We start from the raw sequence: 12,367 nt of genomic DNA, 5'->3' as shown, positions 1-12,367 counted from the left end.
GTGGATGATCGAACTCATTTATCAATTAAATTCGTAGAGAATAGACCGCCCTCAACATCTCGTGGGGGACCCATTACAATGAACAAATGCTGTCTTCTCCTTGTCTCGACAGCGCTTTCGGCTGTTTCTTTCACTGTCTCGCCAGCCGGCGCGCAGGGCGTCGTCGCGCCGGAGCAGCCCGCCGAGGACGCCGCTGCTGACGCAGGCACGATCATCGTCACCGGCGTTCGCGGCGCGCCCCGCACCGTCGCGGAAAGCCCCGCTCCAATCGACGTAGTGGGCGCGGAAAAGCTGCAAGCGACCGGATCGGCCGAGTTCGGGGAGGCGCTGTCCAAGCTGCTCCCGTCGCTCAACTTCGGCGCGACCCATGCCGGGGTCTTTTCGATCGGTCGCCCCGTCACTAATCGCGGCCTGGCGCCTGCCTATACGCTCGTGCTGGTGAACGGCAAAAGGCGGCATAACGGCGCTTTCCTCAACAATTCGACCGCTGATACATCCGGCGCGAACCCGGTCGACATCGACCTCATCCCGACCAGCGCGATCGACCGGATCGAGGTGCTGAAGGACAGCGCCGCCGCCCAATATGGCACCGACGCGATCGCGGGCGTCATCAACATCCAGCTTGCGCAAAAGGAGGGGCTCTCCGGCGACTTCACCTACGGCACGCTCTACGACGCCAATGGCAAGCCCGACAGCTGGAAGGGCACCATCCGTTACGGCACGAAGATCGGACCCGATGGCGGCTTCCTGACCCTGTCAGGCGACATCCGCAAGCGCGGCGGCGCCTGGTGGAACCTGCCCGCGACCGACATCAACATCTACGGCCTGCCCGCCGGCCGCACGATCGACCAGGTGGTGGCATCGAGCGGCCTCACCCGCGCCCAGGTAGAGGCGAACGTCGCCGACGCCAACGCCCGCAACGCCCAGTGGAACCGCGACGGCGCGCATAATGGCGACCCGCAGATCGAGGCGTTCAACCTGAGCTACAATGCCGAGTTGCCGGTCACGGAGAATGTCAGCCTCTACAGCTTCGGCACCTATGGCGAGCGCGACGCCCAGATCGGCAACAATTTTCGCCGCCCCAACAGCACCGCCAATTTCACCGCCCTCTTCCCGGACGGCTATTACCCCCTCAACAATATCGAGGAGAACGACTTTCAGGTCGTCGCGGGGCTGAAGGGCACGCTTGTCGGCTGGGACTATGACGTCTCCTCCTCCTTCGGCCGCAACTACAGCCATCAATTCTCGAAGCTCTCGGTCCGCCCGTCACTCGGGCCGACGGGCCCCACGGAGTGGCCGAACCTCGCCAATTTCGAGTTCCGCCAATGGACCCACAATGTCGATCTGCACCGCAGCATCGATATCGGCTTCGCCAAGCCGCTCGAAATCTCGATCGGCGGCGAATATCGGCTCGACCGCTTCCGCACCTTCGCCGGCGACCCGCTCGCTTACCAGCCCGCGACCTACACCTTCAAACCCGGCGACCAGCAATATGACTGGAATGTCGGCCGCATTGCCTCCCCGGTGGTGCAGGGCGGGATTGTGCTGTCGCCCGATGACGAGGCCGACATCAGCCGCAAAGTCTATGCCGGCTATATCGACCTTGGCCTCTATCCCACCGACGCCTGGTATATCGGCGCGGCGATCCGGGCGGAACATTATGACGACGGATCGGGCAGCCCGGTGGGCCTCAAGCTCAACAGCCGCTATGAGGTCACGCCGACGCTGGCGATCCGCGGCACGGTCGGCACCGGCTTCCGCGCGCCCTCGCTGACCCAGATCGGCTACGCCCAGACCGACGGGCGGACCTCCTCCTTCTTCAACGCCGCGACCGGCCAGACCGAATTGCGCCCCACCGTCGCCAAGCTGGTGACGGCGGATTCCACCGTGGGCCAGCTGCTGGGCGCCAAGCCGCTCAAGGCGGAAAAGACGTGGAACGCGGGCCTCGGCCTCGTCTTCACCCCCGCGCCGTCGCTGTCGATCACGCTCGATGGCTATTATATCCGCATCAAGAACCGGGTGGAGCGGACCGGCCGCCTGTTCGGCCCCGGCATCTCGGCGATCCTCGCCGCCAACGGCCTGTCGGACATCGAACAGGCGGAATATTTCATCAACGCCGCCGACACCGAGACCAAGGGCTTCGACCTCGTCGCCGACTATAGCCGCACTCTCGGCGACCTCGGCAAGATCGGCGTGACGCTGGCCTTCAACTATTCCAAGACGAAGGTCACCGATGTCGTCGCCACCCCGTCGCAACTGTTCGCCGCCAGCGGCGCGTCGCTGCTCGGCGCGGGCTCGGTCTTCTTCGGCGGCGACAAGATCGGCGAGCTGGAAGTGCTTCAGCCCCGCACCAAGCTGGTCAGCACCGTCAACTGGCAGAAGGGCATTTTCGGTCTCAGCGTCACCGCCACCCGCTACGGCAAATATACGCAGCGCACGGCAGCGGGCGACGATCGCTATTTTGGCGCGAAGATCATCACCGACGCCAGCCTCAGTGCGAAAGTCACCGACTTCGCGACTCTCTCGGTCGGCGCGACCAATCTCTTCGACGTGCGGCCCGAAACCAACGGGCCGGGCAATCCCCAGACAGGGCAGGGCTATTATGGCCCGTCGCCCTTCAATCCCGCAGGCGGCTATTATTATGGAAGGATCGCTCTTGCCTTCTGATCGGCGCACCTTCCTCGCCGGTGCAGCCGCTCTCGCCCTCGCCGGTTGCGGTGAAGGCGCGAAGGGCGGCCGTACCAGGCTGGTGCTGGGCGATCAGGTCCATCTGCTCCAGTCGAAGGCAGAAGCGGCGCACGCGCTCGGCAACCTGCCCTATGACATAGAATGGGCCAATTTCGCCGGCGCCGCGCCCCTGCTCGAAGCGCTCAACGCAGGGGCGGTCGATACCGTGCCGGCGGGCGACCTGCCGGTGGTGCTGGCGGCAGCGGCCAAGGCGCCGCTCAAGATCGTCGCCGGAACAGGTTTCTCGACCCGCGACATCGGCATCATCGTGCCCCAAGGTTCCCCCGTCCGTCGCGTTACCGATCTCGCCGGCCGCCGCGTCATCGTCTCCAGCGCGCGGGGCAGCATTTCCCACTATCTCCTGCTCGAAGCGCTCAAGGAGGCACATGTCGACCGCAAGGCGGTGGATATCGGCTTCATGCTGCCCAATGACGCAGCCGCTGCCTTCAACGCGGGAAGGATCGACATATGGGCGACCTTCGGCACCTATCAGATCGCGGCGGAACTGGCCGGCGCGCGGCTGATACGCGACGGCGAGGGAATCAATAGTCCCTTCGCCCTGATCGCCGCGTCGCAGGCGGCGCTGGACGATCCGGCCAAGCGCGCCGCGCTGCGTGACGTTCTTGGCCGTCTTCAGAAGGCTGCGCTCTGGTCGGCGGACCATCCGGCCGCTTATGCCGCTATCTTGGTCGAGCAGACGAAGGTGGACCCAAGGGTCGCCGACATCATGGCCAACCGGCAGCGCGGGATACTCGTTGCCCCCGACGACGCCGTCATCACGCCGCTCCAGCGCGTGGTCGATCGCTTCCATGCCGACGGCGAACTGCCCGCCCATGTCGATGTCGCCGCGATCGTCGACCCAGGCATCTTCCCAGCATGAGCGGCGCTTCGCGACCCTTCATAAATCCTCATTGGGCGGCCGCCTGCCGTCCTCTTACTATCGCGCCCAAAGGAGCATCGCCATGGCTACAGTGTTGAAGGACGACCGATTCCGCCACAGCGGCATCAGCGAAGCCGAATGGAAGGTCCGCGTCGATCTCGCCGCCTTCTATCGTCTCTCGGCTCTCTACGGCTGGGACGATTTCATCTACACCCACATCTCCGCCCGCGTGCCGGGGCCCGACCATCATTTCCTCATCAACCCCTTCGGCCTGATGTTCGACGAGATCACGGCATCCAGCCTGGTCAAGGTCGATCTCGACGGCAACGTCATCGGGAACAGCGACTATGGCATCAACTATGCCGGCTATGTGATCCACTCGGCGATCCATGGCGCGCGCGAGGACGCCCATTATATCGCGCATTTCCATAGCGCCGATGGCATGGCGGTCTCCGCCCACGCCGACGGATTGCTGCCCTTGAACCAGCGCGCGCTCGCGTTGATTCCCCGCCTGTCTTACCATGACTATGAAGGCGTCGCGCTCAACCTTGACGAGCGCGAACGGCTGGTCGCGGACCTTGGCGATACCAAGGTCATGCTGCTCCGCAACCATGGCACGCTGGCACTGGGATCATCGCCGGGCGAAGCGTTCAGCGGCATCTATCATCTGGAGGAGGCCTGCAAGGCGCAGGTCCGCACCCTCGCTGTCGGCCGCGACAACATCCTTATCGCCCCCGAAGCCGCGCAGGAGGAAGTGCGCCGCCAGATGAGCCGGGAGCGCCTGCCCGTGGAGGGCGCCAAGTCCCATTACGATCTCGTCTGGGAAGCCGCGCTTCGCAAAGCGCAGCGCCGGTCGCCCGGCTTCGACGCCTGAGGGATCACGCCATGACCAAAAGACAACTCAAACTCGGCCTTGTCCCCACCGGCGTCGGCGGTCCCGGCGACAGCAACCGCTGGCTCGATCCCGACATTCCGGAGGACGCCAGCGTCAATATCGCCTGGACCATCGACATAGTGCGCCAGGCCGAGGCAGCGAAGTTCGACCTCGTCTTCATCGTCGACAGCCAGTTCATCACGCCCCACTCGCCACCCCATTATCTCAACCGGCTGGAACCGCTCACCCTCCTGTCGGCGCTGGCGGTGGCGACGAAACAGATCGGCCTCGTCGGCACCTTCACCACCTCCTACAACGACCCCTTCGGTCTCGCCCGTCGCCTCGCCTCGCTCGACCTCATCAGCAAGGGGCGGGCCGGCTGGAATGTCGTCACCAGCGGGGACGCGGGAACGGCGAGCAACTTCAGCCTGCCCGAACATTTCGACTATGACACCCGTTACCGCCGCGCGGTCGAGTTCCTGGATGTCGCACGCGGCCTCTGGTCGAGCTGGGAGGAAGGCGCACTGGTCCGCGACCGCACGACCGGTCAGTTCCTCGATCCCGCCCGGCTCCACCGCCTTGACCATCACGGCGAGTTCTTCCAGGTCGCGGGGCCGCTCAACATCCAGCGCTCGCCACAAGGGGAACCGGTCATCTTCCAGGCAGGCGACAGCGATCAGGGCCGCGATCTGGGCGCGAACATAGCCGACGCCATCTTCACCCATGCCGCCACGATCGAACAGGGCCAGGCTTTCTACGCCGACCTCAAGGGCCGCGCCGCCCGCCTTGGCCGTAATCCGGACGAGATTGTGATCCTCCCGGGCTTCTTCATCTATGTCGGCGATACCGACGCAGAGGCGCAGGAGATTCAGCGCCGCTACCGCGAGCAAGACCAGAGCTTCGACCAGGCGCTGGCCGAATTCGGTCGCCCGTTCGGCTGGCATGATTTCCGCCGCTATGATCCCGAGGCGCCCTTCCCGGTCGCAGCGCTCGATCATGCCAGGAGCAGCTTCTACACCCAGGCCAAGCGCATCACCGACGAAGCGATGGCGCAGGGCTGGACGCTGCGGCAGGCGGTAGAGAAAGCGCGCGCCAGTCGCGGCAGTCCCTTCGTCGGTTCACCCGAAACGGTAGCGAACGAAATCCAGCGCTGGTTTGAGGAGCGCGCGCTCGACGGACTCAACGTCCATCTCGGCCACCCTGAACAGCTCACCCGTTTCACCGAGGAGGTGGTGCCGATCCTCCAATCGCGTGGCCTGTTCCGCACCGACTATGAAGGCGACACGCTGCGCGCCAATCTCGGCCTCCCCATCCTGCCGAGCCGCCACCAGCGCGCTCCCGCGCGGCGGGACGCGGCCTGAACCTATGACAAATCATCGCCGCAGCGCCATCAACTCTCATTGGCGGCGCAGCGCGTCGGCGGCCATCATCACGTCAATGCAAGGAGACGATGATGGCGACTATCCTTACTCAGCCCCTCAAGACCCGCTATGCCGCCCTTCAGGCCGAGCGCGAACGCAACTGGTCCGCCGCGCAGCTTGAAGCCAATGCTCGCCAGCGCCGTCTGTTGATCGAGCGTTTCGATCCCGCCGCCATCGCCCAGCCCGGCGACCTGCTGCCCGACTTCGTCTTCGCGGAAGTGGACGGCGGGGAACTGACGCTGAGCGGCCTGACGAAAGGCGGATCGGCGCTCTTCATCTTCTTCCGCTTCGCCGGTTGCCCGGCGTGCAACATCGCGCTCCCTTATTATGCCGAGGCGCTCTACCCCGAACTGCGTCAGCGTGATATCCTGCTGGTCGCCCTCAGCCCGCAGCAGCCCGACCGGCTGCGGGAAATCAAGGATCGGCATCAGCTGCCCTTCCTAGTGGCCACGGATGCGGATAATAGCCTCGCCCGACATATCGGTATCGCGTTTGAGCCTGATGACAGATCTTCGCCGCCACCCGCCGGCTGGATTGGCGAGGTTACGGGGACGGGCACTTGGGAACTGCCCCAGCCAGCGGTCCTGCACCTGGGTGCAAACCGGGCCGTGAGGTCGTTGCAGGTCAGCCCCGACTGGCTGCAAAGACCCGAAGCGGAAGAGATATTGCAGAAAATTGCCTAAAGCCCGCGAAATTCGCGCGTTACGCCAGTAGCAGCGGGGTTGAAGTGGTGGCAGGCCGATAAAGGGCCGTTAGATGGCGGCCTTTGATATTGGGCAGCGACCGGACACCGGCCGCACGATAGCGTTGGAAAATGGCGCGCGGCCCATCGATCGGCCGAGCGTCGATTGGCACGACCGTCCGAGCACAGAACCGGCGGAGAAGCGGGCGGCCTTGAACGGGGTGCCGGTCTTTGCCGAAAAGGTCCAGGCGTAGTGGTCAGGATGCGCATGCCCCCAGGCGCGGGCGAGGCGCGCGGTGAAATCGGCCACCAGCGCCGTTTCCGCGATCGCGGTGTCGCTGGCTGCAAGGAAGGCGAGGCTGGTCGGAACGCCGCTGCCATCAGCCAGAACATGATCGCCATTTTCCAGTACGGCTATGCCAATATAGCTGCCCCGGGTCGACTAGGCGTCGATCGCTCCGCTGGCGAGAACCGACTTCGCTTCGCCATTGGCGAGATGGATCCATTGCACGTCTGTCGGCTCGAGCCCCGCCTTTTCCAGCGGTTTGAGGGCCAAATCCTGCCCGGCGGACCCCTTTATCGTCGCCAGCCGCTTGCCCTTGAGGTCGGCGAGCGTGCCGATCGGCGATGGTTTCGGCTGGCGCTGTTGCCATGGTGCATTCCTTTCCTGCCAGTGCGACTCCCCTGACGGTAGCGACGCACCGATGGGTAAGTCAGCCAAGCCCGGCATTTCCCATGAATAATTTTGGGCCCTGATGACCAACGGGCCGAGCAACGCTTTTACGTCCCTTTGCGTCGACCTATTGGCATCGCTCGCGGACGATCAAGAAGTTTCAGAGAATCACGGGCCCAAGCCAGCAATTCCATTGAACAAATTCAGCGGTGATTGAGCAGCACTCATTATCTTCCCTCGCGTCAGCGGCCTAGCCTTCGCGCCAAATCGGCAGGAGGAACAAGCATGGGTCACGGGACCGAACGGCAATTGCATCTGGGCGCGATATTGGAAGGCGTGGGCGCCGACCATCATAGCTGGCTCGACCCGGAGCTACCCGGCAACGCCAGCATCGACATTAGCTGGTATATCGAGAATGCGCGGCTGGCGGAGGCGGCGAAGTTCGATTTGGTCTTCATCATCGACTCGCCCTACATCACCCCGGACACCGCGCCGCATTTCCTGAACCGGCTGGAGCCGCTGACTTTGCTGTCGGCGGTGGCGGCGAGCACGTCGAGCATCGGCCTCGTGGGGACGCTCACTACATCCTATTGGGAGCCCTATAATGTCGCGCGGCAGTTCGGCTCGCTCGACCACATCAGCAGGGGCCGCGCGGGGTGGAACGTCGTCACCACCGGCCTCGAGGGCGCGGCGCACAATTACGGGCGCGACGTGCATTTCGAGCATGGCGTGCGTTATGCCCGCGCGCGTGAGTTCGTCGAGGTGGTGCAGGGCCTGTGGGACAGTTATGAGGAGGACGCCTTCCCGCGCGACCGGGCGGCGGGTGTCTTTTTCGACAAGAGCAAGCAGCACCGCCTTGACCACAAGGGCGGGCATTTCTCGGTCGCCGGGCCGTTGGCGCTCAGCCGTTCGCCGCAGGGGCAGCCGGTGATCTTCCAGGCCGGCGACAGCGGCGAAGGACGCGCGCTGGGCGCGGCCATTGCTGAGGGCACCTTCGCTGCGTCCCAGGATTTCGAGAACGGGCGCGCTTATTATGCCGACCTCAAGGCGCGGGCGGCGGCGATCGGGCGAAACCCGGACCTCATCAAGGTGATGCCGGGTCTCGTCCCCACCATCGCCGAGACGGATGAAGAAGCGCAGGCGCTTGCGACGGCGCAGCAGGGCAGCCTCAGCATCGACAAGCTGCTGACGCAGGTCGGACGGGCGTTCAACTATCATGATTTCTCGGGCTACGATCTCGATGCGCCGTTCCCGGACCTGACCGGCGTGACGCTCAACAGCTACAAGGGGCAGGCCGAGCGGATCATCCGCGTGGCGGCAGAGGAGAAGCTGACGCTGCGCCAAGCGGCCTATCGCTTCGGCCAGTGGAAGTCAGACTTCGTGGGATCACCCGAAACGATCGCCAACGAGATCGAGCGCTGGTTCACCGGGCGCGCGGCAGACGGCTTCATCCTGCGGGTGACGAGGCCAGGCGACTTCGCACTGTTCCGCGAGAAGGTGGTGCCTATCCTCCAGACGCGGGGCCTGTTCCGCACCGAATACGCCCATGACACGTTGCGCGGCCATCTGGGTCTGCCTGTCCCTGAGCATCGGCACGCCCAGGTGCCGGTCGCCATCGCCGCGGAGTGAGCGACATCCTGACACAGCGGTGCGACGTGCTCATCATCGGCGGCGGGATGGCAGCAGCCTGGGCCGCCATCGCCGCCGCAAAGGCGGGCGCGGCCACCATCCTGGTCGACAAGGGCTATGTCGGCACCAGCGGCGTGACCGCGACGGCCGGGCCCAACCACTGGTGGATACCGCCCGATCCGGCGCGCCGACGCGAGGCGATCGAGCAGAAACTCGCCGCCGGACTTGGGCTGGGCGATCCGGCGTGGATGGAGCGGGTGATCGACACCACCTGGCGAATCCTGCCCGACCTGTCGCCCTATTACCGATTCGGGTCGGACGGGAGGGGCGGCACCTATTATAGCGGCGTGCGCGGACCGGAGTATATGCGCGCGCTGCGTGCCTATGCGGTGGCGGCGGGCGCGCGGATTCTGGACCATCATCCCGCGCTGCAGTTGCTGACCGACGCGGAAGGGGCCGTAGTTGGGGCGCGGGGGCATGCGCGACTGGCAGGCACGGACTGGGAGATACACGCACGCGCCGTCGTGATGGCGACGGGCGGCTGCGCCTTCCGCTCCGGCCTCATCGGCAGCCATGGCAATACCGGCGACGGCTATCTGATGGCGGCGGAGGCGGGCGCGGAGCTTTCCGGCATGGAATTCTCCATCCAATATACGGTATCGCCCGCCTGGGCATCGACGCGAACGCTGCCCTATAGTGCTGCCCGCTATTATGATGCGGAAGGCGCCGAGATCGTCACGCCGCCGCGCGGCCATGCACATTATCAGGCGCTGGGCGCGGCGCTGCTGAAAGGGCCGGTATATGCCGACCTGATCGACGCGCCTGCGGAATTGCCGCCGATCCTGAAGGATATCCAGCCCTTCACCCCGCCGCCCTTCGTTCGCAAGGGCGTGGACCTGTTCCGCGATCGCTGGCCGATCAAGCTGTTCGGCGAAGGCACGATCCGGGGCAATGGCGGGCTGCGCATCCTGGATGAGAATTGTGGGACCAATGTCGCTGGGCTTTATGCCGCCGGCGACGCCGCGACGCGTGAACTGGCGACGGGGGCGGTCAGCGGCGGTGGGGCGGTCAACAGCGCCTGGGCGCTGACATCGGGTCAGATCGCCGGCGCCGCGGCGGCACGGCGGAGCCTGGCGTTGCGCGACAAAATGGTAGGCGCGGCGCGGGCAGTGGGATCGGCAGGGATAGCGCCTGCGTCCGACGAGCGAAGCATCGACCGCAAGGCGATCGAAGCAGATGTCGATCATCATATGAACAGCTACCAACATTCCCTGTGGCGGAGCCGTACGCAGCTCGGCGATACGCTTGCTTTGCTCGATACCCACTGGCGCATGATCGGCGATCATGGCTGGGCGCAGGGGTCGCGGCTCGTCGCGCTGCGCGAGACGGCGGCGCTGACCGCCACGGCGCGCTGGTGCACGGCGGCGGCGCTCGCCCGCAACGAGAGCCGTGGCATCCACGTCCGCGTCGATGCCCCCGCGCTAGATCCGGCGTGCGGCGTGCGGCTGCTCACCGGTGGACTCGACCGGGTGTGGACCCGCCCCGAACGCCGCGCCTATGCGGAGGCGGCGGAATGATCGCCCATATTTTCGAGGATCTGTGCAACGGCTGCCACCGCTGCGTGGCCGTCTGCCCCACGCATGTGCTGGATGTGGGCGACGGCACGCCGGTGATCGCTCGTCTCGACCAGTGCCAGACCTGCTATATGTGTGAACTTTATTGCGAGGCCGACGCCCTCTATGTCGGGCCTGACGCGCACGTCGCCGAAAGCGTCGATCCGCAAGCGATCCGGGCATCGGGGCACCTCGGCCGCATCCGCCGCGACCATGGCTGGGACCGGCCGGACGAGGCCGGGCATCTGGACCGATACCTGCTGCTCGGCCCCCTGTTGCAGGAGGGTGGGGAGACTGCCGCACGACGCTACCGCACCCTGGCCGCGGGCGGAACGGACACCGCCGATTGAGATAGTTTTCCAGCCTTATTGGGGATCGTCATGCCTCAGGCGACGCCGCGCCTGATAGACGTCGCATCTTCGGAAAAATGGTGGTCCATGCCCATGATGCTGTCCCGTCGCCACACTCTCGGCCTTCTGGCCGGCTCGCTTCTCACCGCCTGCGCGGGCGATGGCGCGGCCCGCAAGGGCAAGCTGTTCGTCGGCGACCAGCGCGGCGGATCGCGCGTGGTGTTGCAGGGGGCGAAGCGGCTGGACGATGTGCCATATGAGATTATCTGGTCGCAATTTCCCAATGCGGCGCCGCTGCTGGAGGCGCTGAACGCCGGCGCGATCGACAGTGGCATCGGCGGGGATTCGGCGTTCATCTTCGCCGCCGGCACCGACGCGAAGATCAAGGCGATCGGCGCGCAGGCGACGCGCGGCATGGGGCCGGTAGTGCTGGTGCGGCGGGACTCGCCGATCCGGTCGCTTGCGGATCTCGCCGGGCACAAGGTCGCGACCCCGCGCGGGTCGATCAGCCACAATCATGTGCTCGCCGTGCTGGAAGCCTATGACCAGCCCTACGACACGGTCAACTTCGCCTTTCTCTCGCCCTCGGACGGGCGCGCGGCGTTGCAGAGCGGTGCGGTCGACGCCTGGGCGATCTGGGACCCCAACGCCGCCATGGCTGAGCAGGACGGCGCGCGCATCCTGCCCGGCAAGCAACATCTTGTGCCCGGCTATGGTCTGATGTTCGGGCGCGAAGGCGCGATCGCCGACAAGCGCGCCTTGCTTCAGGATTATCATGACCGGCTCTATGCCGGCTGGAGGTGGGCGGCGCGCAACCGCGACGCCTACGTCGCGCTGATGCACAAGGATACGGGCCTTGCGCTCGACATACTGCGCATTATGCAGCGCCGTGCGGACCGCTTCCCCGCCAAGGTCGACGATGCGCTGATCGCCCAGCAGCAGGCGACCGCCGACCGCTATTTCCGCGCCAAGGTGATCGATCGCAAGCTGGACGTGCGGCCACTGTTCAACACCAGCTTTTCATGAGCCGCTACTCGGCCGCCCATTGGGGCGTCTATGAGGTCGAGGCCAATCCGGGCGGCGGTGCCCCCCACCTGTCGCCGCTGGGAATGGACCCCGATCCCAATCCGATCGGTCTCGATCAGCTCGACGACAGCGTCACCGGGTTGCGCGTCGCCCGTCCGGCGATCCGCAAGGGCTGGCTGGTGGGACGGAACCGCGAAGGACGAGGCGAGGAGCCTTTCATCGACCTCCCTTGGGATGAGGCGCTCGACATCGCCGCCTCCGAGATCGAGCGGGTGCGCCGCAACCATGGCAACGACGCGATCTTCGGCGGCTCCTATGGCTGGTCGAGCGCCGGCCGCTTCCATCATGCGCAAAGCCAGCTCCACCGCTTTTACAATATGCTGGGCGGCTATGTGCGCAGCGTCGACAGCTACAGCCTGGGTGCCGGGCGGGTGCTGATGCCGCACATCGCGACCAGCATGGACGAGAGCAACGCCTCGCACACGAGCTGAG

General features: G+C 65.5%; 12 protein-coding genes. 10 read left to right on the top strand and 2 right to left on the bottom strand.

The window, feature by feature from the left end:
• Positions 1 to 78: 78 nt before the first annotated feature.
• The 5 genes from MRBLSP13_RS04000 (at position 79) to MRBLSP13_RS03980 (ending at position 6,585) form a co-directional block, all read left to right on the top strand.
• Positions 79 to 2,667, top strand: coding sequence for a TonB-dependent receptor plug domain-containing protein (locus MRBLSP13_RS04000; protein WP_363752844.1), 2,589 nt, complete (start codon positions 79 to 81; stop codon positions 2,665 to 2,667).
• On the top strand, positions 2,657 to 3,607 hold the full coding sequence (locus MRBLSP13_RS03995; RefSeq protein WP_363752841.1) for an ABC transporter substrate-binding protein: 951 nt from the start codon (positions 2,657 to 2,659) through the stop codon (positions 3,605 to 3,607). The genes MRBLSP13_RS04000 and MRBLSP13_RS03995 overlap by 11 nt, the downstream gene beginning before the upstream one ends.
• 82 nt (positions 3,608 to 3,689) lie before the next feature.
• Positions 3,690 to 4,481, top strand: coding sequence for a class II aldolase/adducin family protein (locus tag MRBLSP13_RS03990; protein WP_133652505.1), 792 nt, complete (start codon positions 3,690 to 3,692; stop codon positions 4,479 to 4,481).
• A gap of 11 nt (positions 4,482 to 4,492) precedes the next feature.
• Complete coding sequence (locus MRBLSP13_RS03985) at positions 4,493 to 5,842, top strand: LLM class flavin-dependent oxidoreductase (protein WP_363737566.1); 1,350 nt, start codon at positions 4,493 to 4,495, stop codon at positions 5,840 to 5,842.
• An 89-nt stretch (positions 5,843 to 5,931) separates the two neighbouring features.
• Positions 5,932 to 6,585, top strand: coding sequence for a peroxiredoxin-like family protein (locus MRBLSP13_RS03980; protein ID WP_414714691.1), 654 nt, complete (start codon positions 5,932 to 5,934; stop codon positions 6,583 to 6,585).
• Positions 6,586 to 6,654: 69 nt separating this feature from the next.
• Here MRBLSP13_RS03980 and MRBLSP13_RS03975 read toward each other — a convergent pair whose 3' ends face one another.
• Both MRBLSP13_RS03975 and MRBLSP13_RS03970 read right to left on the bottom strand, forming a co-directional pair.
• Entirely contained in the window at positions 6,655 to 6,894 is a 240-nt protein-coding gene (locus MRBLSP13_RS03975; RefSeq protein WP_363737565.1) for a hypothetical protein, read from the bottom strand.
• Positions 6,895 to 7,026: 132 nt separating this feature from the next.
• On the bottom strand, positions 7,027 to 7,305 hold the full coding sequence (locus MRBLSP13_RS03970) for an ABC transporter substrate-binding protein (RefSeq protein WP_363737563.1): 279 nt from the start codon (positions 7,303 to 7,305) through the stop codon (positions 7,027 to 7,029).
• A gap of 237 nt (positions 7,306 to 7,542) precedes the next feature.
• On the opposite strand from MRBLSP13_RS03970, the gene MRBLSP13_RS03965 reads away from it, so the two are divergent.
• From MRBLSP13_RS03965 to MRBLSP13_RS03945, 5 genes are read left to right on the top strand one after another with little or no spacing between them, the layout of a single operon-like run.
• Positions 7,543 to 8,886, top strand: a complete 1,344-nt coding sequence (locus tag MRBLSP13_RS03965) for an LLM class flavin-dependent oxidoreductase (protein WP_363752838.1) — start codon at positions 7,543 to 7,545, stop codon at positions 8,884 to 8,886.
• A complete protein-coding gene (locus MRBLSP13_RS03960) occupies positions 8,883 to 10,463 on the top strand; it encodes an FAD-dependent oxidoreductase (protein WP_133652500.1) in 1,581 nt (526 codons plus the stop codon). The genes MRBLSP13_RS03965 and MRBLSP13_RS03960 overlap by 4 nt, the downstream gene beginning before the upstream one ends.
• Complete coding sequence (locus tag MRBLSP13_RS03955; protein ID WP_363752835.1) at positions 10,460 to 10,849, top strand: ferredoxin family protein; 390 nt, start codon at positions 10,460 to 10,462, stop codon at positions 10,847 to 10,849. The genes MRBLSP13_RS03960 and MRBLSP13_RS03955 overlap by 4 nt, the downstream gene beginning before the upstream one ends.
• A 30-nt stretch (positions 10,850 to 10,879) precedes the next feature.
• On the top strand, positions 10,880 to 11,875 hold the full coding sequence (locus MRBLSP13_RS03950; RefSeq protein WP_363737557.1) for an ABC transporter substrate-binding protein: 996 nt from the start codon (positions 10,880 to 10,882) through the stop codon (positions 11,873 to 11,875).
• Positions 11,872 to 12,366, top strand: a complete 495-nt coding sequence (locus tag MRBLSP13_RS03945; protein ID WP_363752832.1) for a molybdopterin-dependent oxidoreductase — start codon at positions 11,872 to 11,874, stop codon at positions 12,364 to 12,366. The genes MRBLSP13_RS03950 and MRBLSP13_RS03945 overlap by 4 nt, the downstream gene beginning before the upstream one ends.
• Position 12,367 lies beyond the last annotated feature (1 nt).

Source organism: Sphingobium sp. LSP13-1-1.1, assembly GCF_040676415.1.
Lineage (GTDB): Bacteria > Pseudomonadota > Alphaproteobacteria > Sphingomonadales > Sphingomonadaceae > Sphingobium.
The sequence above is the reverse complement of the archived record's forward strand: the minus strand, read 5'-3'. Positions and strand labels throughout refer to the sequence as shown.

Excerpts from the sequence above, each read along its gene's own strand:
- MRBLSP13_RS04000 (WP_363752844.1), top strand. The coding sequence starts at position 79 with ATGAACAAATGCTGTCTTCTCCTTGTCTCGACAGCGCTTTCGGCTGTT.
- MRBLSP13_RS03990 (WP_133652505.1), top strand. The coding sequence starts at position 3,690 with ATGGCTACAGTGTTGAAGGACGACCGATTCCGCCACAGCGGCATCAGC.
- MRBLSP13_RS03985 (WP_363737566.1), top strand. The coding sequence starts at position 4,493 with ATGACCAAAAGACAACTCAAACTCGGCCTTGTCCCCACCGGCGTCGGC.
- MRBLSP13_RS03980 (WP_414714691.1), top strand. The coding sequence starts at position 5,932 with ATGATGGCGACTATCCTTACTCAGCCCCTCAAGACCCGCTATGCCGCC.
- MRBLSP13_RS03965 (WP_363752838.1), top strand. The coding sequence starts at position 7,543 with ATGGGTCACGGGACCGAACGGCAATTGCATCTGGGCGCGATATTGGAA.
- MRBLSP13_RS03955 (WP_363752835.1), top strand. The coding sequence starts at position 10,460 with ATGATCGCCCATATTTTCGAGGATCTGTGCAACGGCTGCCACCGCTGC.
- MRBLSP13_RS03950 (WP_363737557.1), top strand. The coding sequence starts at position 10,880 with ATGCCTCAGGCGACGCCGCGCCTGATAGACGTCGCATCTTCGGAAAAA.
- MRBLSP13_RS03945 (WP_363752832.1), top strand. The coding sequence starts at position 11,872 with ATGAGCCGCTACTCGGCCGCCCATTGGGGCGTCTATGAGGTCGAGGCC.